The organism is Rudaea sp. (assembly GCF_057139185.1).
On sequence record NZ_DBNHDN010000004.1, the window covers coordinates 20,866 to 45,609 of the forward strand.

General features: G+C 65.6%; 20 protein-coding genes and 1 tRNA gene. 8 read left to right on the forward strand and 13 right to left on the reverse strand.

Translation table 11 applies throughout. The features are described from left to right. Positions 1-47: 47 nt before the first annotated feature. The 5 genes from pal (at position 48) to AC16HO_RS00555 (ending at position 3,244) form a co-directional block, all read left to right on the forward strand. Positions 48-563 (forward strand): peptidoglycan-associated lipoprotein Pal, encoded by a 516-nt coding sequence (gene pal, locus AC16HO_RS00535; protein ID WP_395644253.1) that lies wholly within the window; start codon positions 48-50, stop codon positions 561-563. Between the two features lie 78 nt (positions 564-641). Continuing rightward, entirely contained in the window at positions 642-1,481 is an 840-nt protein-coding gene (ybgF, locus tag AC16HO_RS00540; RefSeq protein WP_395644252.1) for a tol-pal system protein YbgF, read from the forward strand. A gap of 164 nt (positions 1,482-1,645) precedes the next feature. Continuing rightward, positions 1,646-2,293: a 7-carboxy-7-deazaguanine synthase QueE gene (gene queE / locus AC16HO_RS00545; RefSeq protein WP_395644251.1), complete on the forward strand. Its 648-nt coding sequence runs from the start codon at positions 1,646-1,648 to the stop codon at positions 2,291-2,293. Between the two features lie 56 nt (positions 2,294-2,349). Next, positions 2,350-3,054: a 7-cyano-7-deazaguanine synthase QueC gene (gene queC / locus AC16HO_RS00550; protein ID WP_395644273.1), complete on the forward strand. Its 705-nt coding sequence runs from the start codon at positions 2,350-2,352 to the stop codon at positions 3,052-3,054. Positions 3,055-3,169: 115 nt separating this feature from the next. Next, positions 3,170-3,244 (forward strand) — tRNA-Lys (locus AC16HO_RS00555). A 281-nt stretch (positions 3,245-3,525) separates the two neighbouring features. On the opposite strand, the gene AC16HO_RS00560 is transcribed toward AC16HO_RS00555, so the two are convergent. The 7 genes from AC16HO_RS00560 to AC16HO_RS00590 form a co-directional block, all read right to left on the reverse strand. Continuing rightward, a complete protein-coding gene (locus AC16HO_RS00560; RefSeq protein ID WP_395644250.1) occupies positions 3,526-4,575 on the reverse strand; it encodes an efflux RND transporter periplasmic adaptor subunit in 1,050 nt (349 codons plus the stop codon). A gap of 141 nt (positions 4,576-4,716) precedes the next feature. Beyond that, entirely contained in the window at positions 4,717-7,824 is a 3,108-nt protein-coding gene (locus tag AC16HO_RS00565; protein ID WP_395644249.1) for an efflux RND transporter permease subunit, read from the reverse strand. 185 nt (positions 7,825-8,009) lie between these two features. Continuing rightward, complete coding sequence (locus AC16HO_RS00570) at positions 8,010-8,810, reverse strand: LytR/AlgR family response regulator transcription factor (protein WP_395644248.1); 801 nt, start codon at positions 8,808-8,810, stop codon at positions 8,010-8,012. Between the two features lies 1 nt (position 8,811). Next, complete coding sequence (locus tag AC16HO_RS00575; protein ID WP_484335252.1) at positions 8,812-9,924, reverse strand: sensor histidine kinase; 1,113 nt, start codon at positions 9,922-9,924, stop codon at positions 8,812-8,814. A 154-nt stretch (positions 9,925-10,078) separates the two neighbouring features. Then, complete coding sequence (locus AC16HO_RS00580; protein WP_395644246.1) at positions 10,079-10,471, reverse strand: class I SAM-dependent methyltransferase; 393 nt, start codon at positions 10,469-10,471, stop codon at positions 10,079-10,081. Then, positions 10,399-10,824, reverse strand: a complete 426-nt coding sequence (locus AC16HO_RS00585) for a class I SAM-dependent methyltransferase (protein WP_395644245.1) — start codon at positions 10,822-10,824, stop codon at positions 10,399-10,401. The genes AC16HO_RS00580 and AC16HO_RS00585 overlap by 73 nt, the downstream gene beginning before the upstream one ends. Continuing rightward, positions 10,821-11,150, reverse strand: coding sequence for a hypothetical protein (locus AC16HO_RS00590; RefSeq protein WP_395644244.1), 330 nt, complete (start codon positions 11,148-11,150; stop codon positions 10,821-10,823). Before AC16HO_RS00590 ends, AC16HO_RS00585 begins: the two co-directional genes overlap by 4 nt. A gap of 117 nt (positions 11,151-11,267) precedes the next feature. Here AC16HO_RS00590 and AC16HO_RS00595 point away from each other — a divergent pair, with 117 nt between their 5' ends. Then, positions 11,268-12,374 carry an alkaline phosphatase family protein gene (locus AC16HO_RS00595; protein ID WP_395644243.1) on the forward strand — a complete coding sequence of 369 codons (1,107 nt, stop codon included), beginning with the start codon at positions 11,268-11,270 and terminating at the stop codon, positions 12,372-12,374. A gap of 11 nt (positions 12,375-12,385) precedes the next feature. On the opposite strand, the gene cysN is transcribed toward AC16HO_RS00595, so the two are convergent. The 3 genes from cysN to dps form a co-directional block, all read right to left on the reverse strand. Beyond that, the gene (gene cysN / locus AC16HO_RS00600) at positions 12,386-14,317 is read right to left on the reverse strand and encodes a sulfate adenylyltransferase subunit CysN (protein WP_395644242.1); all 1,932 of its coding nucleotides are present in this window, start codon (positions 14,315-14,317) and stop codon (positions 12,386-12,388) included. Next, positions 14,317-15,219: a sulfate adenylyltransferase subunit CysD gene (cysD, locus tag AC16HO_RS00605; protein WP_395644241.1), complete on the reverse strand. Its 903-nt coding sequence runs from the start codon at positions 15,217-15,219 to the stop codon at positions 14,317-14,319. Before cysD ends, cysN begins: the two co-directional genes overlap by 1 nt. Before the next feature lie 135 nt (positions 15,220-15,354). Further along, positions 15,355-15,843, reverse strand: coding sequence for a DNA starvation/stationary phase protection protein Dps (gene dps / locus AC16HO_RS00610; protein ID WP_395644240.1), 489 nt, complete (start codon positions 15,841-15,843; stop codon positions 15,355-15,357). Positions 15,844-15,963: 120 nt separating this feature from the next. Here dps and hrpA point away from each other — a divergent pair, with 120 nt between their 5' ends. Further along, entirely contained in the window at positions 15,964-20,016 is a 4,053-nt protein-coding gene (gene hrpA, locus AC16HO_RS00615; RefSeq protein WP_395644239.1) for an ATP-dependent RNA helicase HrpA, read from the forward strand. Positions 20,017-20,055: 39 nt separating this feature from the next. Here the strand turns inward: hrpA and AC16HO_RS00620 are convergent, their stop codons facing one another. Both AC16HO_RS00620 and AC16HO_RS00625 read right to left on the reverse strand, forming a co-directional pair. Continuing rightward, positions 20,056-20,535 carry a hypothetical protein gene (locus tag AC16HO_RS00620; RefSeq protein ID WP_395644238.1) on the reverse strand — a complete coding sequence of 160 codons (480 nt, stop codon included), beginning with the start codon at positions 20,533-20,535 and terminating at the stop codon, positions 20,056-20,058. A gap of 82 nt (positions 20,536-20,617) precedes the next feature. Then, positions 20,618-21,082: a hypothetical protein gene (locus AC16HO_RS00625; protein ID WP_395644237.1), complete on the reverse strand. Its 465-nt coding sequence runs from the start codon at positions 21,080-21,082 to the stop codon at positions 20,618-20,620. Between the two features lie 108 nt (positions 21,083-21,190). Here AC16HO_RS00625 and AC16HO_RS00630 point away from each other — a divergent pair, with 108 nt between their 5' ends. After that, positions 21,191-23,341 carry a RelA/SpoT family protein gene (locus AC16HO_RS00630; RefSeq protein WP_395644236.1) on the forward strand — a complete coding sequence of 717 codons (2,151 nt, stop codon included), beginning with the start codon at positions 21,191-21,193 and terminating at the stop codon, positions 23,339-23,341. A gap of 166 nt (positions 23,342-23,507) precedes the next feature. Here AC16HO_RS00630 and AC16HO_RS00635 read toward each other — a convergent pair whose 3' ends face one another. After that, positions 23,508-24,635, reverse strand: coding sequence for a hypothetical protein (locus tag AC16HO_RS00635; protein ID WP_395644235.1), 1,128 nt, complete (start codon positions 24,633-24,635; stop codon positions 23,508-23,510). Positions 24,636-24,744: the final 109 nt, after the last annotated feature.

Genomic DNA, 24,744 nt, shown 5'->3' on the forward strand with positions numbered 1-24,744 from the left:
GTTGAGATACCGAACTACTCCCCAAGCCAACCACTGAGGCAATGACAATGAAAACCTTGCGCGTTCTCCTGACCACCGTTGCTGCGACCGCCGCCCTGGCCGCCTGTTCCGGCAAGAAGGCCGTGAAGCCGCCCCCGCCGCCCGTCGACAATGGTGCGGTCACCACGGCCCCGGCCCAGTCCGGCCCGTACAGCGGTCCGGAAGCCCTCGACAAAGATTCCTGCTTGCGCCAGCGCGTGATCTACTTCGATCTGGACAAGACCGAGATCCACTCGGAGTTCCAGGCGCAGATCGCCTGCCACGCCGCCTACCTGCGTCAGTTCCCCGGCGCGAAGGTCACGTTGGAAGGCAACGCCGACGAGCGCGGCACGCGTGATTACAACCAGGGCCTCGGCGAGCGCCGCGGCAATGCCGTGTCGAGCGCGATTGCCGCTGCCGGTGCGTCGACCAGCCAGCTCAACGTCGTCAGCTACGGCGAAGAAAAGCCGGTCTGCCGCGAGCACAACGAAGCTTGCTGGCAGAAGAACCGCCGCGTCGAGATCGTCTACACCTCGAAGCAGTAACGGCGGAACCAAGGGCGAGGCGCGCGGGTCACAGCACCGGCGCGCCTTCTCTTTTTTTGATCCGAAGAATCCATGTCCATGATCTCGACTCGTGCCTTTTGCGTGGCGGCGTTCCTGGCTGTCGCGACCATCGCCACCCCCGCGCTTGCGCAGCGCGAAAGCCTTGCCGAGCGCGTTACCCGGCTCGAGCAGCAGCAGAGCGCAGGTCAGGGCAGCGTCGAGCTGGTCAATCAGATCAATGCGCTGCAGTCGCAGGTACAGCAACTGCAAGGGCAGAACGAAGAACTCAAGCATCAGCTCGAGCAGCTCAAGCAACACGCCCGCGACCAGGCCATCGACACCGATTCGCGCCTGAGCAAGCTCGAAGGCAAGGCACCCGGTGCCGCAACCCCCGCTGCGGGCGCGCCGACGAACAACGGCCAATTGCAGGACATCGCACTGGGCGGCAATGCCGCCGCGGTGGCCACACCGAGCAATGCCGCACCGCCCGCCAACGTGCCGCCGACGCCATCCGCGCCGCCGGCCAATCCGGCCGATGAGAAGGCCGCCTACGACCAGGCGTTTGCCGCGCTCAAGGATGGACGTTACGCCGAATCGGCGAAGATGTTCCAGGGCTACCTCGCCCAGTATCCGAACGGCGATCTCGCACCGAACGCATACTACTGGCTTGGCGAGTCGTACTACGTGACACAGAATTATCCGATTTCCCTCGACGCGTTCAACAAGCTGCTCGCGCAGTACCCGAACAGTCAGAAAGCCTCCGCCGCGCTGCTCAAGGTCGGCTACTGCCAGTACGAATTGAAGCAATGGGATCAGGCCGAAACGACGCTCAACCAGGTCATCGCCAAGTATCCCGGCACGCAGGAGGCGAACCTCGCCCAAGGCCGCCTGCGTGCACTCAAGATGGAGCGCCGCTAGAACCATGGGCGCGCGATCTGTCGCGTCCTTTTTTTGCGGGATGAGCCGAAGAGCAGAAGCTTTTTCTGCCAAGGATAGACACGGATAAAGCTGGAACATGGATTTGGCCTTTTCTCTGTCCGTGCAATCCGTGGCAAATTCCTTTGATTCGCTTTGAACCCGTCATGGTCGAAGACCGCCTGCGCATCACCGAAATCTTCCACTCGCTGCAAGGCGAGGCACGGTCGGTCGGCTGGCCGACGGTGTTCGTGCGCCTGACCGGTTGCCCGTTGCGCTGCGTCTGGTGCGACACAGAGTATTCGTTCCATGGTGGCGAATGGCGCGAAACAAGCAGCATTGTGGAAGAAGTGAAAAAGTATAAAACGCGGCATGTCTGCGTCACCGGTGGTGAGCCGCTCGCGCAGAGGCGCTGTCTCGACCTGCTGAGCCGCCTGTGCGACGAAGGCTTCGATGTCTCGCTGGAAACCTCGGGCGCGCTGGATGTATCGGCGGTGGATGCGCGCGTCAGCCGCGTCGTCGACGTCAAGGCACCGGGCTCGGGCGAGTCCGCGCGCAACCTGTGGAGCAACCTCGACGTGCTCGGCGCGCACGATCAGATCAAGTTCGTCCTCGCCGACCGTGCCGATTACGACTGGGCGCTGGACGTGCTCGATCGGCGCGACCTGACGTCGCGTTGCGATGTGCTGTTTTCGCCCGTGGCCGGCAAGCTCGCGCCGCGCGACCTCGCCGACTGGATCATTGCCGACGGTCGCCAGGTGCGCATGCAGGTGCAGTTGCACAAACTGCTTTGGGGCAACGAGCCGGGACGCTGAACTATGATCGCCGCCTCGGCAGGGAATGCCGAGGTCCAGATTGCACGGATGCCGCCATTGCGAATCAAACCATGTCCACTTCCAACAAACGCGCCGTCGTTCTCGTCTCCGGCGGCATGGATTCCGCGGTCACCCTCGCGATCGCACGCGTGCAAGGCTTCGCCTGTCACGCACTCAGCGTCGAGTACGGCCAGCGCCACGTCTCCGAACTTGCCGCCGCGCGGCGCGTCGCCGCGCGGTACGCGATTGCGCACAAGACCGTGCGCATCGATCTGCGCAGCATTGGCGGCTCGGCGCTGACCGACGATATCGCCGTGCCTGAGGATACCGATCAAGGCGGGGCGGGCGACGGCATCCCGGTCACCTACGTGCCCGCGCGCAACACGATCATGCTGTCGATCGCGCTCGGCTGGGCCGAAGTGCTCGGCGCGCAGGACATCTTCTGCGGCGTCAACGCGGTCGACTACTCCGGCTATCCCGACTGCCGGCCCGAATTCATCGAGGCGTTCGAGCGTCTCGCCAACCTCGCCACCAAAGCCGGCGTCGAAGGAAACAAGCTGACCGTGCATGCGCCGCTGATCCGCCTGTCCAAGGCCGACATCGTCCGCCGCGGCAACGAACTCGGCGTCGATTTCGCCGAAACCGTATCTTGCTACCAGGCCGATGCCGACGGCCGCGCCTGCGGCCACTGCGACGCTTGCCGCTTGCGCGCGCTCGGCTTCGCCGAGGCAGGAATAGCCGATCCGACGCGGTATCGCTGAAATGGTGTTTCGCCGTGCTCCGTGCGGCACAGGCAACGGTTTTCCTTGATGATTTTGCGCGCGGCCACTAAACTGCGCGACCCGCATCCATGCGGAACCGCATTCGTCGGTTCATGGGCCGTTAGCTCAGCGGTAGAGCAGTAGACTTTTAATCTATTGGTCGATGGTTCGATCCCATCACGGCCCACCATACCGACGCACGTGCGGAGCATTTGCCGCTTCAAAGCCGAAAAAACCTGCCCTGTCACGGGTTTTTGCCTTTCCGTTGGTCGTTAGAGACGGAAGGAAGGGCATTTCCCGTCTCAAAAGACGACCCTCGCGCATAGGCACGAGAAGTCGTCGGGTCTTCTCGGCGTCCCCGGAGCGCTTGCAAAATGTATATTTCTGCACTTTGCGTCATGGGGATGTCGAGCTGGTGCTTGTCGACGATCGGCGTACCGTCGATGACGATGGCGGCGGGGTGGCGTGCGCTCAGCTCCCCGCGCGCACCGCGACCGTCTGGCCCGCGCTCAGGCGCTCGGCACCACGTACGACCAGGCGGTCGCCGACGTTGAGTGCGCCGCGCACCTCGACCAGTTCGCCGCTGCTCGTGCCCGGCGTGACGACGACCTGCTCGGCCTTGCTGTCGCTCGACACGCGCATGACGTAGGTACGGTCGGTGCGGCGCACGAGCGCGTCGCGCGGCACGGCAAGCGCCGCGCTCGCGGCTTCGGCGGTTTCCGGCAGGGCGACTTCGATCGCGCTGCCGACCAGGGCGAACGTGGGGTCGACGCCGACGCGCAATTCGAACTGGCGCGCGCGCTCGTCGCCGACCGGCACGACCGCACGCACGATCGCGGCCTGCTCGACCCCGCCCTTGCGCATGCCGACCTGCATGCCGGGGCGGATTTTGTCGGCCAGCGCGAGCGGTGCCTGCACGCGCGCCTCGATGTGCTCGGTGTCGACGAAATGGACGATGTTCGCGCCGACTTGCAGATATTCACCGCGCTGCGCGAAGCGCTCGGTGACGATGCCCGAGAACGGCGCGCGCACATCGGCCTGGGCGATGTCGTATTCGACCTGGCGCAGTTGCGCGCGGGCACGCGCGGCGGTCTGGCCGTCGGTTTCCAACGTCGCCCGCGCCTCGTCGAGTTGCGAGCGCGCGATCAGGTTGCCGGTTTCAAGCTTGCTGAAACGATCGAGCTGGGTTTTCGACAGTGCCTGTTTGGCCTCGGTGCGGCGCAGCTCGGCGAGCAGTTCCTCGCGGCGCAGGCGCAGGGCCTGATCGTCGAGCTTGGCCAGGCGTTCTCCGGCCTTCACCCGCGTGCCGACCTCGGCGACGAAGTCGAGCCGCCCGGCTTCGGCGCTGGCGATCTTCGCATCGTCGCGGCTGACCACGCTGCCGGGTACCCAGCGCAGCGGTGCCAGTTTCGATGCGGTGGCTTGGCCGACCTCGACGATCGCGGGCGGCGTGCTCGCCGTCTGCGCATGCGCGATGCTGCAAAGTATAAAAAGAGAAATAATCGCAATTTTCCGGTTCATGGCATCACCCAAAGCAAGAGCCTCTTTTAAGGCAGATAACAGCGGATAAAAGCCGATAAATGCGGATGGAGATAAATGAATACACAAGAAGATCAGCTCATATCCGCGTCTATCCGCTTTTATCTGCGTTAAGAGAATTCATCACGCAGCTTCCGCATCGACCAGGCGCGGCCGTTCGCCGCGCGGCGGCGCAAGCGCGGCGCGCTTGCGTTCGCCGGCGAAGAACAGACGCATCAGGCTCGGCAGCAGCAGCAGCGAGAAAATCAGACTGATGACGACGCCGCCGACGTTGACCGCGGCCAGGCCGCGATAGATCACGCTGCCGGGGCCGGGGTTGACCGCCATCGGCAGCGCGCCGAGCGCGCCGGTCAGCGTGCTGGCGAGGATCGCGCGCAGGCGCTGGTTGAGCGACATGCGGATCGCATCCGACAGGTTGGCGCCGTTGGCCTGCTCCTCGCGGGTCAGGTCGACGAGCAGGATCGCGTGGTTGACGACGACGCCAACCATCATGATGAAGCCTATCATCGACAACAGATCGAGCGGCTGGAACGCGAACAGGCCGAGCACGCGCAGGCCGAGCATGCCGCCGATCAGCGCGAGTGGCACGGTGAGCACGACGATGACGGCGTGGCGCAGCGATTTGAACATCGCCGCCATGAGCAGGCCGAGCACGAACAGGGCAAGGAGGAAGTTCTTGCCGATCGTGCCGACGATGCGTTCGAGGCGGTCGGCGCTGCCGGCGAGGCGGATCGTGCCGTCCGGCAGTTGCTTGCGCAGCGTCGGCAGTATGTCCTTGTCGATCGTCGCCAGCGCGTCTTCGAGCGCGAGCGTTGCCGGTGGATCCATGGTCAACGTCACCGTGCGGCGGTGGTCGAGGCGGCGGATCTGCGAGGGGCCGAGCGCGGTTTCCAGATGCACCATTTCGCCGACCGTCATCACCTTGCCGTTCGGCGCGACGACCGGCGTCTGCGCGAGTTCCTCGGGCGTTTGCCCGACGCTCGCGCGCAGGATCACCGGCACGCGTTGCTCGCCGTCGAAGTATTCGCCGAGCCAGGCGCCGTCGCCGAGCGTGCGCACGATGTCGCCGAGGGTGGCGCGGTCCCAGCCGGCTTCGGCGATGCGCCGGTCGTCCGGCGCGGCGCGCAGTTCGAGCTGCGCAGCGTCGGTCGGCGGGAACGCCTGCACGTTGGCGCCCTTGAATTTCGCTTCGAGCAACTGGCGGCCGGTCTCGGCGACCTGGTATAGCTTCGCCGCGTCCTCGCCCTGCAGATGGATCGACACCGCGCGTGCCGAGCCGCCGAAGCCGCCGAACAGGTCGCCCTCCTGGGTGAACGCGCGCGTGTCGGGGAAGCCGACCGTGATCTCGTCGCGGACGATGCGTTCGAGGTCGCCGATGCGGGCTTCATCCACCACGCGCGCGCCGATCGTGCCGCCGCCCGGCCACAGCAGCACGTACCAGTTTTTCAGTTGCGGCTGCTTGCTGCCGTCCATGTACGGCTTCATGCGCGCGAGAATCGTCGGCACGATCTCGCGGTCGATCACTTCGGGTGGCATGCCCGGCGGGAAGCTGAAGAACGTGTCGATCGCCGCGCGCTTGACCGGCGGTAGATAGTCGAGGCGCGGCATGAAAGCGAACGTCGCCGCGAGCGGCAGTACGAGCAGGGCGAACACCCAGCCGATCTGCTTCGGTCGCGTATCGGTCCACGCCATGATCTTGTCGGTCAGCCACGGCCAACCGTCGCCGTAGCCTGATCTGAGTTTCTTCGCTTTCAACCAACCCGCCGCCGCGGGCAGCGCGGTGATCGCGACGATGACCGAGATCGCCACCGCAATGGAAATCGTCAGCGCGAGATCGGAGAAGATCTGGCCCTCGACGTCGCGCAGGAACACGACCGGCAGGAACACCGCGATCGTCGTGATCGTCGAGGCGATCAGCGCACCGACCACTTGTTGCGTGCCGGTTAGCGCAGCCTTGTGCGGCGTGACCCCGCTTTCCTTCAGGCGCAGGATGTTGCCGGAGACGACAATCGCGCCCTCGACCACCATGCCGACCGCGAATGCGAGGCCGGCCAGCGAGATCACGTTGAGGCTGTGACCGGTGAGATGCAGCACGGTGAACGTGGCGAGCAGGCAGATTGGAATGGTCGCCGCGATCAGAATCGTCGCGCGGATGTCGCGCATGAACCACCACACGCAGAGCAGCGCGAGCAGCGCGCCGACGATGAGGTTCTCGCTGAGCAGGTGCACCGCGCGGTTGATGAACAGCGAGGAGTCGAACGACTGCTCGATGCCGAGGCCCTTGTCCTTGAGCACGCCGTCGCGCAGTTCGGCGACGACCTTCTTCACCGCAGTCAGCGTCTGCAGCACGTTCGCGCCGTTGACCTTGTCGACCTGCAGGCCGATCGCCGGGTTGCCGTTCTGGTAGGCATAGAACTGGCGCCGCGGCGGCCGCACTTCGATCGTGGCGACGTCGGCGAGATGCACGACCTTGTCCGCCTTGGAAGACAGTACGAGCGCGCCGAGTTGCTCCGGCTTGTAGCGTCCGGTGTAGCGCAGCTGATACTGCTGGCGGCCGACGTCGACCTGGCCGCCGGAAACGTCCGCCGCGGCAGCGGCGCGCGCGGCGATATCGGGAATCGACACGCCGAGGCTGGCCGCCTTGGCCATGTCGACGGTGATGCGCACCTCGTCGGGCGGCCCCGCGTTGACGATCACCTGGGCAACGCCCGGCACCGCTTCGATGCGCGGCTTGACCGTGTTCTCGATGAACTGGCGATACTTGTCCATCGGCCCCGGCGTGCCGGGCAGCAGTTGCACGAAAAACCAGCTCAGCGTGGTATTGGCGCCGCCGTTGTTGCCGCCCATCTGCACCACGGGCCGGTCGGCGTCCTTCGGGATCGAGCGCACGCGGTTGATCCGCCCGATCACCTCGACCAGCGCGTTCTTCATGTCGCTGCCGATCGCGAAGGTCAGGTTGATGTTGCTGCCGCCAGCGCCGGCGTTGCCGTCGAGTTCTTCAAGCCCCGGCAGGCCCTGCAACACTTGTTCCTGTGGCTCGAGCAATTCCGCTTCGACTTCCTCGGGTGAGGCCGCGCGCCAGTTGGTCTGGATCGAGATCTGCGGCCGGTCGATGTCGGGAAACAGCTGCAGCGGCAGTTCGCGCAGGCTGAGCAGGCCAAGCAGGGCGACCAGCAGCACCGCCATGCCGACCGCGACCGGGTTCTTCAGCGAGGCTTCGATGATCTTCATGGGCCGCTCCCTTCTTTGTCCGCGGCTAGCATGGCGCGCGGCTCGGGCAATGAGATGTGGCATTGGTCATGAAGGTTGCATCGTCTGCGACGAAGCGTTGGCACGGTGCGACGAAGCGTTTGGCGACGGCGGCTCTCGCCTGTCGTTCCTGCGTAGGCGGGAATGACGAGCAAAAAAAGAACCCGTCAGGTGAGCAACTTCACCTTGTCACGATAGCTGCGCGACAGCTTCAACTCGTGCCCTGAGTCGAGCACGAGGAAATACTCGCCGTTCACGTGCGGGCGCATCTCCTTGACGCGCGAGAGGTTCACGATGCTGGAGCGATGCACGCGCGCGAAGCGGCGCGGATCGAGGCGGCGTTCCAGATCAAGCATCGTGCCGCGCAACACGTGCGTGTCGGCTCCGGCGTGGATGCACATGTAGTCGCCGGCAGCGTCGATCCAGCGGATCGTCTCGATATCGATGCGCAGCAGGCGGTGGCCGTCCTTGACCGTGAGTTTCGCGGCCGCAGGCAGGTCCGTGTCGTCGGCGAGATGCGCGTCGAGCTTCGACTTCGCCGCTTCGGGCAGCGTCGCGATCAGTTTGAGCAGGCGCTCGTAGTGGTCTTCGGTCTTGCGCGCGCCGAGGCGCGCACGGGCACGGGCGATCGCCTCGTCGAGGCGCACATCGTCGACCGGCTTGAGCAGGTAGTCGAGCGCGCTTGCGGCAAACGCAGCCAGTGCGTACTGGTCGTAGGCGGTGACGAAGACAGTCAACGGGATCTGCGTTGCCGGCAGCGCGCGCAGCAGCTCGAAACCGTCGATGCCGGGCATCTGCACGTCGAGGAACATCAGTTGCGGGCGCAATGTGGAAATCGCGTGGAAGGCCTGGCGGCCGTTGCCGGCCTCACCGACGATCTCGATGTCGGCGTGACGGCGCAGGCGCAGCTCGAGGCCGCGTCGCGCCAGCGGTTCGTCGTCGACGATGAGGGCACGTATCGTCGCCATCTCACGTTCCGCGCGCGGTTTCGAACGGCAGGCGGATGTGCACGTCGACGCCGTGCGGTTCACGGTTGCCGATGTGGAAATGCTGGCGTTCTCCGTAGAGCACGCGCAGGCGCTCGCGCGTGTTGGCGATGCCGACGCGCGCATGGCCGTTTGGCGCGATGTCGGCCTCGTCGAAACCCGGACCGTCGTCGCGCAGGTGCAGGTCGAGCCAGGCGTCGTGCGCCAGGTTCGCGTCGCGGCGCGCCACCAGCGCGACGCAACCGCCTTCTTCGCGCTTCGACACCGCGTACTTGATCGCATTTTCGATCAAGGGTTGCAGGATCAGGCTCGGCACGAGTGCCATGCGCGCGGCCGGTTCGATGTCCATCTCCACCTTGAGGCGGTCGCCGAAGCGCAGCTGCTCGATGCCGAGATAGAGCCTGAGCGCGTCGACTTCCTCGGCGAGGCTGACGCGCTGCTCGGGGTCGGAGTCGAGCGAGTGGCGCAGGAATGCGGACAGACTGCCGACCATGCGATAAGCGGTGTCGCGCTTGTCGTCGAGCACCAACGTGGAAATCGCGTTGAGCGTGTTGAACAGGAAATGCGGGTTGAGCTGGTAGCGCAGCATCTTCAGCTGTGCCGCATGCGCGGCGTTCTGCGCGCGCAGCGCGGCTTCCTTCTGCAGCTGCGATTGCTGCGCGAACTTGATGCCGAAGTAGAGTCCGCTCCAGGACAGGAGCAGGTAGAACATCGACAGGAAGTACCACAGGTAGCTGAGCAGGTTGTGCGACATGCAGTCGTCGCAGAAATGGAAGGCGAACTTCGCGCCGAGGTAGACGCCTGCCTGCACCAGCGTGGCAGTCAGCAGCAGCGCCGCCGCGAAGCCCGCCATGCGCGGCAGCGGCAACGCCCACAATTGCCGGTAGCCCAATCGCAACAGGCTCGTGATGGCGAAGCCGGAGAGGGTTACGGTCAGCGAGACGACCAGGTAACGCAGTTCGCTGCCTTCCCCGATCACCGCCGTGGCGTTGAGGATGAAGTAGGTCGCCCAGCCCGCGATCTGCAGCGGCCAGAACGAGGGCTTGCCCTGGGCCGCGATGGGGTTTGCGATGACCGACGCGTTCACGTGGCGCATGCTCGTATTGGCAGGGGCGCACACTATGAACCGATCCGGCGCAGGTTTGAAGTGGCCGGCAGCGCTTGCCGCGGTGTGGACTGCCGGATGTCATGGCGACCCCGACGCCCGGCGATTGCCGCGCCGGAAGTTCCGGACTCGCCGAGGAACCGCGCTACTCCGCGAGGCGACGCTGCCCAACCAGCACGTAGTACGGCACGCGAATCCGCGGCAGGTACGGCACCGTGGTGCGACGCTCGGCGAGCTCGTGCGCCGGCAGGGACTCGGACAGCGTGGCGAGATGCGCGGGATCGAGGTTCACGCCGTCGTGAGCGAACCAGCGCGGCCAGAAATCCCGCGTGAAGGTACCGTGGCGCACGAGTCCGGCTGCTGGTTGCGCTGCGGAAGTATAGAAATCCACTACGCCCAGCAAGCCTCCTGGCTTGAGCGTGGAGAGTGCGTTGGCCAGCGCCGCGCGCCAGTCGGGGGTCATCGTCAGCGCATAGGAAGAGTAGACGCAATCGACCGGCGCATCGGGCCGCCAGGCCGTCGCGTCGGCTTCGACCATGCGCACCAGCGGATGGCGCGCGAGACGTTCGCGTGCGCATGCGAGCGGGCGGGGCAGAGGTCGACGAGGTCGAAGCTTGCGACGTCGCCCAAACGGTCGCCGAAGAATTCGAGGTTGCGGCCGGTGCCGCCGCCGAGTTCGACGATGCGCGCCTGCGCCGGCAGTCGCGCGCGCAAGCGCCGGATCAATTCCTCGCGCCCGCGCAGCAGGCGCTCGCGAAAGCGGCCGCGGTCCCGTGCCTGCGCGCCATGGAAACCTTCCAGGTTACGCGCATGCAAAGACGGCTTCGGTACACCGCGCAGCATCTGGTGCAGCACGGCGACGTCGTAGCGCAGGGTGGCCGGTCGGCTCACGATGCGTGTCCCGCCAGGTCCGCGCGAACGGTGAAAGTTGCGCACGCAGCTTCTGCCGGTAGAGATTGCCGAAGTCCGGCTGATGGCCCTCGCCGAAGATCGCGAAGTAGTCGTTGCAGGCCAGCGCATGGATCGGCGATCTTCAGCTCAGCAGCGCGATCTGGCGAGAATTCGCGTCGACCGTGAAAATCTGCTTCTGGTCCGAGCGCGAGCGCCCTGCGGTCGATCGCCGGGTCTTCCCGGCAGGTGTTGCAGACCAGGCTGCGTGAGTAGATCGCATTGAACAGCGCGTGGTCCAGTTTGTCGATCAGGCTGGGCTTGGACATCGGCAGGCGGCTCGGCGTGGAGACCAGGCCGGCGCGCTAGTGCGCGATGATGACGTCGCGGTTACGGACCCGGAAATTCGGTATCCTCGCCGCTGCCACGAGTCATCGGGAAAGCGCATGCTGCGTATTCTGTCCGCATTGTCGTGTCTGCTGCTGTGTTTCCCGCAAGGGCATGCGTTCGCGCCCGCGGCGAAGTCGCGCAACGTCGTCCTCGTCACGCTCGACGGTGTGCGCTGGCAGGAGATGTTCGGCGGTGCCGACCCGGCGGTGATGAAGTTCCTCGCGCGCGGCGCGCCGGTCGAAGGCACGTCGTTGTATCGACGCTACTGGGCGCCGACCACCGAAGAACGCCGCGCGAAGATCATGCCGTTCCTCTGGGGCACGTTGCTGACGCAGCATGCCTGGATCGCCGGCGACCCGGCGAAGGCGAGTCATGTCGAATCGAGCAACCGCTTCCACACCTCGTATCCGGGTTACGCGGAAATCCTCACCGGCCGCGCGCACGACGGGGTCATCGTCGACAACACGAAGCAACGTGTTCCGGTGCCGACCGTGCTCGAATTCGTGCGTCGCGAACTGCGCCTGCCCAAGTCGGCGGTGGCGGTGTTCGCCAGTTGGGACAGGTTCAACGACATCGTCGAGCACGAGCCGGATGCGATTGTCGTGAACGCGGGATTCGCACCTTATGCGAGCAACGACGCGGCGCTGCGGGAATTGAGCACGGCGCAAGCCGAGATGGTTGCCTGGCCGGATGAACGTTTCGACTATCCGACCCAGCGCTTCGCGCTCGACTATCTTCGCCGCGAGCATCCGCGCCTGCTCTACATCGGCCTCGGTGATACCGACGACTATGCGCACGACAAGAAGTATGAATTGATGCTGGAATCGCTGCACCGCGCTGACCGTTTCCTGGCCGCGTTGTGGACGCAGTTACAGGCGATGTCGTCGTATCGCGACAACACGGTGCTGATCGTCACCACCGACCACGGTCGCGGCAATATGGCCGAGTATTGGGATACGCACAACGAGGAATTGACGTCGGCCAGGAACATCTGGCTCGCGGTGGCCGCGCCCGGCGACGTGCGGCGCGGCGAGCTCGAAGGCGGGCCGACGCTGTACCAGCACCAGATCGCGGCGACGATCGCGCAGGCTTTCGGACTGGATTTCGACCGTGCGTATCCCGGGGCGGGCAAGCCGATCCCGTTGCCTGCCGGCGCACCCTGACGCACGCGGCGTCAGGCGTGCAGGCCGAGCACGCCACGCGCGCGCAATTCGGCGACAATGCGCTCGGCGGCGGCATCGGCGTCGAGCTGTTCGGTCTCGATGTGCAGCTCCGGCGTTTCCGGTGCTTCGTATGGCGAGTCGATGCCGGTGAAGTTCTTCAGCTCGCCGCGGCGCGCCTTCTTGTACAGTCCCTTCGGGTCGCGCTGCTCGACGACGGCGAGTGGCGTGTCGACGAAGATCTCGATGAACTCGCCGGCCTGCACCATCTCGCGCGCCAGCTTGCGCTCGGAGCGGAATGGCGAAATGAACGCAGTCAGCACGACCAGACCCGAATCGACCATGAGCCGCGCCACCTCGCCGATACGACGGATGTTCTCGATACGGTCGGCGGCGGTGAAGCCGAGGTCCTTGTTCAGGCCGTGGCGCACGTTGTCGCCGTCGAGCAGGTAGGTGCGCACGCCGAGCGCGTGCAGCTTGCGCTCGACGAGGTTGGCGATCGTCGATTTGCCGCTGCCGGACAGGCCGGTGAACCAGAGCACGCAGGGCTTGTGCCCATTGAGGCGCGCGCGGGCCGTCTTGTCGATTTCGAGCGCCTGCCAGTGGATGTTCTGCGAGCGGCGCAGGGCGAAGTGCAGCGTGCCGGCGGCGATCGTGTGATTGGTCAACCGGTCGATGACGATGAAGCTACCCATGTCGCGGTTGTCCGCGTAGGCATCGAACGCGACTGCGCGGTCCAGGGTCAGCGTGCATACGCCGACTTCGTTGACATCGAGCGTCTTCGCGACGAGGTGGTCGAGCGTGTTCACCTCGACCACGTATTTCGGCTTCGACAGGGCGCCGCCGAGCGTGGCCGCACCCATCTTCACGAGGTAGGAGCGGCCCGGCAGCATCGGCGTTTCGTCGAGCCAGACGATGGTCGCCTCGAACTGGTCGGCTAGACCGGCGGGATCCCGCGCCGAGCAGATCACGTCGCCGCGGCTGATGTCGATTTCGTCGGTCAGGGTCAGCGTGACCGATTCGCCGTCGAGCGCTACGGCCGCGTCGCCGGCCAGGCTGACGATGCGCGCAACCGTCGAGGTTTTGCCCGAGGGCAGCACGCGCACCTCGTCCCCCGGCTTGACCGAGCCACCGAGAATGCGCCCGGAGAAGCCGCGAAAGTCGAGGCTCGGGCGGTTGACCCACTGCACCGGCATGCGCAAAGGTGAATTTGTGGACGATGCGGCAATTTCCACATTTTCCAGAAATTCGAGAAGATGGGGACCTCTGTACCACGGCGTGTTCGCACTGGCTTCGGCGATATTGTCGCCGCGCAGCGCCGCGAGCGGAATGCTGGTGACGTGCTTGATGCTGCCGTCGAGGCGCTCGATGAAGGCGCGGTATTCGCGATCGATCTCGTCGAAGACCTGCTCGGAATAGCCGACCAGGTCGAGCTTGTTGACCGCGAGCACGACCTGCCTGATGCCGACCAGCGAAACCAGATAGCTGTGCCGCCGCGTCTGCGTGAGCACGCCCTTGCGCGCGTCGACCAGGATCACGGCTACGTCGGCAGTCGATGCGCCGGTGACCATGTTGCGCGTGTACTGCTCGTGACCTGGCGTGTCGGCAACGATGAATTTGCGCTTGTCGGTGCTGAAAAAGCGGTAGGCGACGTCGATCGTGATGCCTTGCTCGCGTTCCGCGGAAAGCCCGTCGACGAGCAGGGCGAAATCGAGATCGTCGCCCTGCGTGCCATGTTTCTTCGAGTCGGCGTCGAGCGCGGAGAGCTGATCGTCGAGCAGCGCCTTGGCTTCGTACAGCATGCGTCCGATCAGCGTGCTCTTGCCGTCGTCGACGCTGCCGCAGGTGATGAAGCGCAGCAGCGATTTGTTCTCGTGCATGCGCAGGTACTGCTCGATGTCGGTTTCGATCAATGCACGATCGACGGTTTGGATGGCGGTGTTCATCAGAAGTATCCTTCCGCCTTTTTCTTCTCCATCGACGCGCTCGCATCGTGATCGATCAGGCGCCCCTGGCGTTCGGTGGTCGTCGCCAGCAGCATCTCGCGGATGATTGCCGGCAGAGTGTCGGCCGTGGATTCGATCGCGCCCGAGAGCGGATAGCAGCCGAGCGTGCGGAAACGCACGTGCTTGTTCATCGGCACCTCGCCGGCACGCAGCGGAAAGCGCGCATCGTCGACCATGATCAGCATGCCGTCGCGCTCGACCACGGGCCGTTCGGCGGCGAGATAGAGCGGCACGATCGGGATGTGTTCGAGATGGATGTATTGCCAGATGTCCAGCTCGGTCCAGTTCGACAGCGGAAATACGCGGATCGACTCGCCCTGATTTTTGCGCGTGTTGTACAGACGCCAGAGTTCCGGGCGCTGGTTCTTCGGGTCCCACTGGTGCTGCGCGGAGCGGAACGAGAATACGCGCTCCTTGGCGCGCGACTTCTCCTCGTCGCGGCGCGCGCCGCCGAAGGCGAGGTCGAAGCGGTGCAGATCGAGCGCCTGCTTGAGGCCTTGCGTCTTCCACATGTCGGTGTGCCCGGCCGAGCCGTGGGTGAACGGGTTGATGCCGAGGCGTTCGGCTTCGGGGTTCTTGTAGACGATCAGTTCCATGCCCGACTCGCGCGCGGCGCGCTCGCGCATCGCGTACATGTCGCGGAACTTCCAGGTCGTGTCGACGTGGAGCAGTGGAAACGGCGGGCGGCTCGGGTAGAACGCCTTGCGTGCGAGATGCAGCATCACCGACGAATCCTTGCCGATCGAATACAGCATCACCGGCCGCTCGGACTCGGCGACGGCTTCGCGCAGGATGTCGATGCTTTCGGCTTCGAGGCGCTGCAAATGGGTCAGGCTGGGCATCCGCCTATTATGCGGCAAACCCCTGACGCCGGAAGCAATGCGAAGGGCCGGAAAGGGCGCGCGGGCCCCGAAGAAAAGGCATAAGCAAAGAACGATTTCTCGCTTTTCCTCGGGCCCCGCCGCCTGCGACGCTGGTTATTGCAAATGTGCCTCGAGGAACCACAGCGACTTGTCGAGCCCGCGCGAGATGCCGGTGAACAGGTCGGCGGTGTCGGCGTCGCCGGCGTCGTCGGCGGTGTCGATCGCCGCGCGCGTCGACTTGGCGAGCTGGGCATAGCGGTCGGCGAGCAGCGCCACCATCTTCATGCCGTCGTAGCTGTCGTGCGGCAGTTCGGCGAGGCGCGAGGTTTTGGCCGCGATGCGCGCGGTGCCCATCGCCACGCCGCCGAGGGCGGTGACGCGTTCGGCAAGGTCGTCGACGGGCGCTTCGAGCTGTTCGGCGAGATCGTCGAACAATTCGTGCAGCGCGATGAAGTAGGGGCCTTTCACGTTCCAGTGCGCCTGCTTGACCTGGGTGTACAGGTCGAGCGAGTCGGCGAGTTGTGCGTTGAGCAGGGCGATCATCTTCTCGCGCAGCTTTGGCGCGACGTCGATGCGGGTCGGGTTGTGCTTGTGCTTGGCCACGGGATGACTCCATTTGCTGGGACGGGAACACTATAATATCGGCCCACCGCATATTGAAGTTGATTGTTGTGATCCGTGCGATAGGCCCTGTCTATCACGGGTCGCAATACCGGTTGCTGCGTGAAACCCCGCATTCCCTCCGAATCCCCGCTTGCCGCATTGCGTGGCGAACTCGTCGAAACGATGCTGCGCGATCGTCGTGCGCTGTCGCGCGAGATCGACCGCCTCGCTTCGCGTGCGCCCGACGAGGCCGCGCTCGCGCGTCTGCGCCCGCGCGTGGTCGAGGCGCGCGCGCGCTACATGGCACGTGCGGCCAGCGTGCCCGAGATCCGCGTCGACGAGTCGCTGCCGATCGCGGCACGCACCGCGGAGATCGTCGATCTGATCCGCAAGCACCAGGTCGTGGTGCTGGCCGGCGAAACCGGCTCGGGCAAGAGTACGCAGTTGCCCAAGCTTTGCCTTGCCGCGGGGCGCGGCCGTGCCGGCTTGATCGGCTGCACCCAGCCTCGCCGCGTCGCCGCGCGCAGCGTGGCGCGTCGTGTAGCGGACGAGCTCGGCAGCGAGCTTGGCGGACTCGTCGGCTACCAGGTGCGTTTCGCCGATCGGGCCAGCGAACGCACGCTGATCAAGTTCATGACCGACGGCATCCTGCTGGCGGAGACGCAGGGCGATCCGTGGCTCAACGCCTACGACACGATCATCATCGACGAGGCGCACGAGCGCAGCCTGAACATCGACTTTCTGCTCGGCTATCTTAAGCGCCTGCTCGCGCGTCGGCGCGACCTCAAGTTGATCGTCACCTCAGCGACGATCGACACCGCGCGCTTCGCCGCGCACTTCGGCAACGCGCCCGTGGTTGAAGTCGAGGGGCGCAGCTATCCGGTGGAAGTGCGCTGGCGTCCCCCTGTCGCCGACTCCGCAGGCGCGGGTCGCGAGCGAGCGGCGTCCGCTGCCGAGCGCAACATTCCGACGCAGGTCGAACAGATCGTCGCTGCGGTCGAGGAGATCACGCGCGAAGACCCGCGCGGCGATGCGCTGATCTTTCTATCGGGCGAACGCGAGATCCGCGACACGCATCTGGCGTTGACGCGGCGCAACTTCCGCGCGACCGAGGTGCTCGCCCTGTACGCGCGCCTGTCGGCGGCCGAGCAGGACCGCGTGTTCAAACCCGGTGCTGCACGACGCATCGTGCTCGCGACCAACGTCGCCGAAACCTCGCTGACCGTGCCGCGCATCCGCTACGTGATCGACACGGGCACGGCGCGGGTCAAGCGCTATTCGCCGCGCAACCAGCTCGAGCGCCTGCACATCGAACCCATTTCGCAGGCCGCGGCCGAGCAGCGCAAAGGCCGCTGCGGACGCATCGGCCCGGGCGTGTGCCTGCGTTTGTATGGCGAGGAAGATTTTCAATCGCGGCCGAAATATTCCGATCCGGAGATCCTGCGCTCCTCGCTGGCCGGCGTGATCCTGCGCATGCTGTGCCTGAAGCTCGGCGAGGTGGAGCATTTCCCGTTCGTCGAGGCGCCGAACCCGCGTGCGATCGGCGACGGCTGGCGGCGTCTGCTGGAATTGGGTGCGGTCTGCATGACCGCGGACGATCAAAAAGCGGCTATCCATGGCCGCACTTCTCAATACGAGCTTACCGATATCGGACGGCGCATGAGCACGCTGCCGACCGACGTCGCACTGGCGCGCATGCTCGTCGAAGCGCAGCGGCTCGGCGTGTCGCGCGAACTGCTGATCCTGGTCGCGTTCCTGTCGATCCAGGACCCGCGCGAGCGCCCGCCCGATGCGCGCCAGGCCGCCGACGCCGCGCACGCGCAGTTCGTCGATGCGAAGTCCGATTTCGTCGGCGTGCTCAATCTCTGGCAGGCGCATGCGCTTGCGCACGAGGACCTGACCCAGTCGAAGCTGCGCGACTGGTGCGGCGCGCGTTTCCTGTCGTACCTGCGCATGCGCGAGTGGCGTGAGCTGCATCGGCAGTTGTTGCTGCTCGAAGACGCCACTTCTCCCTCTCCTCCGACGCAGTCGGGGGACAGGGCCGGGGTGAGGGGGCGCTCTTCAGTGCCGCAGAAGAAGCAAGGGCAACCCCCTCGCCCAACCCTTTCCCCCGACGGTGGAGCCGTTGAGGCAGAGGGCGTCACCGCGCCTCGTTACGAAGCGATCCACCGCTGCCTGCTCAGTGGCTGGCCGACGCAGGTCGCGCTCAAGGACGAGAGAAACCAGTATCGCGGCACGCGCGAGCGGCGCTACCAGGTCTTCCCCGGCTCGGCGCTGGCGAAGAAGCCGCCGCGCTGGTTGCTGTCCGGGCAGATTCTCGATTTGCAGAAGGTCTACGCGATGCTCAACGCCGAGGTCGCGCCCGAGTGGATCGAGCAGCAGGCCGCGCATCTGGTCAAGCGCAGCTGGCGTGAACCGCACTGGTCGCGCAAGCGCGGCGCCGTGCTCGCGTTCGAGCAGGTGACCTTGTTCGGTCTGACCCTGGCCGAAAAGCGCACGGTGCAGTTCGGTACGCAGAATCCGGGCGAAGCGCACGAGGTGTTCCTGCGCGAAGCTCTGGCGCGCTGCGACATCGACGCTCGCGCCGACTGCGTGCGCGCCAACGCGCGCGTGCTCGAGCAGGCGCACGAGATCGAGGCCAAGCAGCGGCGCAGCGGCCTCGTGCGCGACGAGGACGAACTCGTCGCCTTCCTGCGCGGCAAGCTGCCGGCCGACATCAGCACCACAGCCGCGTTCGATGCCTGGTATCGGCGCGCTTCTCCAGCCGAACAGGCGGCGCTGCGCTGGTCGCTGGACGATGTTTTGTCGAACCAGCCGGGCCTGCGCGCGAGCGATTTCCCGATGCACCTGGACTGCGCCGGGCACAAGCTCAAGCTTGACTATCGGTTCGTGCCGGGCGACGCGGGCGATGGCGTAACCCTGCAGGTGCCGCTGGCGTTCGTCAACGCGGTGCCGGCGAAGCGCGCCGAATGGCTGGTTCCGGGCCTGCTGCCGGAGAAGGTGGCCGAGCTGATCCGCGGGCTGCCGAAGGCGCTGCGACGCAATTTTGTGCCCGCGCCGGACTTCGCGCGTGCATTCGCCGAGGCCGAACGGTCGCGCGACGATTCGTTGCTCGACACGCTCGCGGCTTATCTCAGGCGCGTCACCGGCGTCGACATCGCCGCGGCTGACTTCGCCGGCATCGAATTGCCGCCGCATTTCTCGATGCGCTTTCGCGTCTACGACGAACACGGCGGGACACTGGCCGAAGGGCGCGACATCGAAGCCATACGCGAGGCCTGGGGCGGTGCGGCGAATGCGGCGTTTTCGCGCCGTGCCGACGTGGAGTTGGCGCGCGAGCAAGTCGCCGAGTTCGATTTCGAGGACATTCCCGAACGCATCGTCAGCGCCGCCGATCTCGTCGCCTGGCCGGCGCTGGTCGACCTTGGCGACAGCGTCGCCTTGCGCGTGTTCGAGCGTGCCGGCGAGGCGCGCGAAGCGCATGCGCTCGGCGTGCGCCGCCTGCTGCGGCGCGCCCTGCAGGAAAAAATCAAGCAGGCGCGACGACAACTGCCGATCGAGCGCCGGCTGGCGTTGAAGTACGCCGGTATCGCCAGCGTCGACGAACTGCGCGAGGACATCGTCGAAGCCGCGCTCACCGAACTTCTCGATGCGGGCGACCTCGATCTGCGCCAGCGCACCGCGTTCCGCCATCTCGAAGCCGACATCGGCGGCAAGCTGTTCGCGGCCGCGGTCGAATGGCTCGAGCTGGTCGAGGACATACTCGGCGCCTACGCCGAGTTCACGCCGTGGCTGGAACCGCCGCTGATCGGCTACGCCAAGGCCAACTACGACGACCTGCGCGAACAACTCGCCGAACTCGTCTTTCCCGGGTTCGTGCAAAAAGTACACAAATCCCGTTTGCGACATTTTCCACGCTACCTCAAGGCGATGCGCCTGCGTGGCGAACGCCTGCGCCAGGACGCGACGCGCGACCAGGCGCGCATGCTCACCGTGCGCGGCTACTGGCGCGAATACCTCAAGCGCCGCGCGAGCGGCGATGCCGATCCGGCAAGGCTGGACGAATTGCGCTGGCTGATCGAGGAACTGCGCGTATCGCTGTTCGCGCAGGAGCTGAAGACCGCCGAGCCGGTGTCGCCGAAACGGCTCAACAAGCTGATCGAGGATTTGTAGGCTGGCGTTCGCTTGCGCCCACCCCGACCTACCTGCGGGCTATTTGCTGCGCTCCACGTGCAATGCGTCGCAATCGTTGCCACTGACGAACAGCAGCCAACTATTGCCCATGGCCGGTTCGAGTTTGACCTTGGGGTTGTGCAGCTTGCCGCCCGCGCAGCGGCTGGATTCGGCTTGCGTCCATTCCTGGCCGTTCTGCAGCTTGAACACGGTCTTGCCGGTCCAGCCGGTGAATACGCCGTCGATGCGGGTTTCGATGCGCTCTCGCGGCGCGCCGTCGGCGTAGAAGACGGGCTTGTTCGATGGCGTGACCAGCCGGGTCACCGTCAGCGGATGCGCGGCAAGCCAGTCGTCGAGCCGTCGGAGCGCGGCAGGGCTGAGCTTGTCCAGCTCGGCGGCGTGGAACTCCTCCTTCGACATGCGCTCCTGCAAAGTCGGCGTCTCCGCGGCGCGGGATGAAGGCAGTAGGCCGACGATGAGAGCGATGGCCGGCAAAAACACGCGAGTCCGATTTTGCATTGGTCGGGGTCCAAACGCGCTGGAAAACGGTTCCCGTGTCATCGCATGTCACGGTGCCGCACAGGACGGCGACATGCCGTCGTCATTTCGTGCGCTCCACGCGCACGCTGCAACCACAGGGTTCGACATACATCAGCCAGCTGCCGAGCAACATCGGCTTGATCTTCACTTTCGGATTGTCGTAGCGGCCGTTGGAGAACTGGCCCGATTCGGCCTGGGTCCATTCCTGGCCGTTGTCGAGTTTGAACGTCGTCTTGCCGCGCCAGCCGGAGAAGCCGCCGCTGATGCGTGTCTCGACGATCTTGCGCTCGCCCTGGTCGGTCTCGAACACCGGCTTGCCGGCTGGCGTTTCGATCTTGGTGATGGTCTTGACGATCGCATGGCCGCCAAGCCAGTTGTTCAGCGACTTCAGCTCGGCGGGGCTGAGCTTGTCGAGGCCGGCCGCATGGAATTCGTCCCTGGACATGCGCTCTTCGAGCGTGGGGGTTTCCGCGGCGATCGCGGCGAAGGCGAGAAAGGAGAAGGCAAGACCGACGATGCGGCGCATGGGAAAGACTCTCGGTTCGAGCGAAGGCGGCATTGTAGCGGCTCGCGCGGTGGCTGCGCACGCACGGGGTGTTCGGCATCGCGCGCGGCGCGGCGGTAGAATCCGCAGATGAAATCCGCTGCGCAAAAAAACGCATCGTTGGCTGCGTGGCTGGCCCGTGTCGCCAATGATGCCGAGGCCATGAGTCTCGCCTCGGTGACGCTGGCACAGCCGGAAAACGAGGCTAACCGCGCCGCCGTCGAGGCGGAACTGCTCGCCACGCTGCAACTGCTCGAATCGCTCGATCTCGATCGCGAAACCTTGGCCGCCTGCATGCTGTACACGTTGCGGCAGGGCGGTTTCGCGCTCGATGCCGCGCGCCTGGCGAAACTGCCGCCGAGTCTGCGCGATCTGCTCGAAGGGCAGCAGGCCGCCGACAAGGTCGATGCGCTGTATGCGGCGCGCAGCGGCGGCGGCAATGCCGAAGGACTGCGCCGCCTGCTGCTCGCGATCATCCGCGACCTGCGCGTGGTCTTCATCCTGCTCGCGCGCCAGCTCGCGCGCCTGCGCGCGGCCGACAAGCTCGAGCCCGGGCAGCGCCGCGAGCTGGCCCAGCTCACCGCCGACATCCACGCGCCGCTCGCCAACCGGCTCGGCATCTGGCAACTCAAGTGGGAGCTCGAAGACCTCGCGTTCCGCTACCTGCAGCCCGATACGTACCGGCGCATCGTGCGCCTGCTCGACGAGCGCCGCGGTGAGCGCGACAGCTTCATCGAGACGACGATACGCACGCTGCGCGGCGCGCTCGACAAGGCCGGGATCAAGGTCGACATCGCCGGTCGTTCCAAGCACATCTATTCGATCTGGAAGAAGATGCAGCGCAAGGGCGGCGATTTCTCGGCGCTGTACGACATTCGCGCGGTGCGCCTGCTCGTCGACGACGTGGCCGCGTGTTACGCCGCGCTCGGCGTCGTGCACACGCTGTGGCCGCCGATCCCGAGCGAGTTCGACGACTACATCGCGCGGCCCAAGGGCAACAACTACCAGTCGCTGCACACCGCGGTCGTCGGGCCGCAAGGCAAGACGCTCGAAGTGCAGATCCGCACCCACGAGATGCACGCATTCGCCGAGCGCGGCGTCGCCGCGCATTGGGTGTACAAGGAAGGCAAGGGCGACGAGAGTTTCGAGCGCAAGGTCGCGTGGATGCGCACGCTGCTCGAGGCGAAGGACGAGTCCGGCGATGAGGCGACGCTGCTCGCCGGCTTCAAGACCGACCTGCTCGAGGACCGCGCCTACCTGCTCACGCCGGCGGGCGAGGTGATCGACCTGCCGCGCGGCGCGACCGTGCTCGACTTCGCCTACACCGTGCACACCGACGTAGGCCACCGCACGCGCGGCGCCAAGGTCAACGGACGCATCGTGCCGCTGGCGTTCCAGCCGGTGTCGGGCGACCGCGTCGAGATCCTCACCGGCAAAACCGCCGAGCCGCGCCGTGACTGGATGAGCGCGCAGTCGGGATTCCTCACCACGCAGCGCGCGCGTGCCAAGGTTCGCGCCTGGTTCAAGAAGATCGACCAGGACACCAACCTTGCCGCCGGTCGCGAAATTCTCGAGCGCGAGTTCAAGCGGCTCGCGTTGCACAACGTCGAGCTCGACTCGCTGCCAGGCAAGTTCCACTACAGGACGCTGGACGAATTCCTCATCGCGCTAGCGCTCGGCGATCTCACCGCCGGTCACGTCGCGCGCCTGCTGCACGAGGCGCAGGCGCCGGCTGCGCCCACCGTCGCGCCGGCACCCGTGCGCACGCCAGGTCGCGTCCAGACCGGCGACAAGGACGCGATCGTCATCGAAGGCGTCGGCAACCTGCTGACGACGATTGCGCGCTGTTGCCAGCCGCTGCCGGGCGATGCGATTGCCGGCTACATCACCCAGGGGCGCGGCGTATCGATCCATCGTGCCGATTGCGCGAGCTTCGCGCGTCTCGTCGCCCGCGAACCCGGCCGCGCGATCGAGGTCGAATGGGGTCGCGCGCGCAAGGCGGACTACGAAGTCGACCTGGTCGTGCGCGGCTACGACCGCAAGGGCCTGCACAAGGACGTGACCAACGTCATCGCGACGGCCAACATCAACTTGATCGCGGTCAACGCGCGGGTCGATGCGACCACGGGCCTGGTGACGATGAACTTTACCGTGCGCGTCGCCGATTTCGAGCAGTTGTCCACGCTGCTCGCGCGCTTGTCGGCGGTGCCCAACGTAACCGAGGCGCAACGGACAAGTTGAGCGCCAAGTCAAGCTTGGCTGCGCTTGCTCCGCTCGACCCCGGGGACGGAAGCGCCACGGGCGGTGAGCGGCAAAAAAATGCCGGCTCGTTGGAGCCGGCACCTACCATTTGCAAGGCGAATACGGGGCTTATGATCGTTTCAACGGATTTCAGGAACCAGGGAGATCAGCGGCCGGGAACCTGACAGCACCGGCGGCCGAGATAAATAGCCATGTTGGTGCCGGTTATAGTTGGGTTGTAGGCAGCGTAGGACAGACCCAGTTCGTTGCCGTAGTCGTTGTACCAAACTGCCAGGCCGCCAGTGCCAGAGGAATACTTCCACAGGTAGCCAACGCCCGTGGTGCTCGCCGGACATGCGGGAAAGCTGGCATCGAGAAAATTTGCAAAACTCTGATACACGACCGTCGAAGTCGTGGTGTTGTAAACGTTCGAGCAGGTCAATGCGGTTGCCGCCGGGCGCACGAACGAGCCGGTGACGTCGACGATCACGTGGGTGGTGGCCGAGGTCAAAACCGTGAATCCGAAGCTGGGGCTGGTGCTGAGCGGCAGGATACCGGCATTCGACGCCACCTGGCCGCCGGCAAAGTTCAGCCAACTCGTGGCGGGGACCGCGGCGCCCGTGGCGAAGGCGGTCAGATAGCTGCCCGGTGTGGCGGACTGGCCATTGGCGTCGACCGTGATATTGACCGCGACCGCGCCGGCGAGACCGCCGCCAAGGTAGCCGGTCCACGGATTGCAGCCGGAGCCGCCCTGGCCGGTATTGCTCGGCGACACCACGAAATTCCGTGCGATGGTGCCGACGACGATGCCGCCGGCCACGCGCGTATCGACGATGCGGCAGGGAGAAGCCAGCGGGATGTAGGTGAGATCGTCGGTCACATCGCCGAGCACTTCGGGCTGTATGCCGGGGGCGACCTTGCCACTGCCGAGCGAGTTTGCGGCCAGCATCGCGTCGCTGACGTTGCCCTTGGCTTGCACCTGCGCGAAGGTGCTTTCCGGGTTCTGCATCAGGGCGTTGACCATCTCCGTGCGCCAACGCGCGGGCAGGCCCTCAGCGGCCGCCGATGACGCGAACTGGTCGGCAATCTGCGTGGCATGCGCGAGCTTGGCCTGCGCGCGTGCGAGCTGTGCCGGGGTGATCGCATCGGAAGCCTCGCGAACCTTGGTCATCGTGGCGGGCTGAGCCGCCGCGGCCTGGGCGGCTGCGCCGACCTCGGCTGCGCCGAGTGCGGTCGATACGACGCAGGCCAGCAGCGCAGGTACGAAAAATCGCTTTGTATTCAACATTTTCATAGTGATGGCACCCATGTGGTTGGTTGAAGAGCGAACGTGCGTCCCTGCGCGTGAAATCCATGCCGAGGATCGGCCGCAACGGCAATCAAGCCCCGTCAACCAATACGAT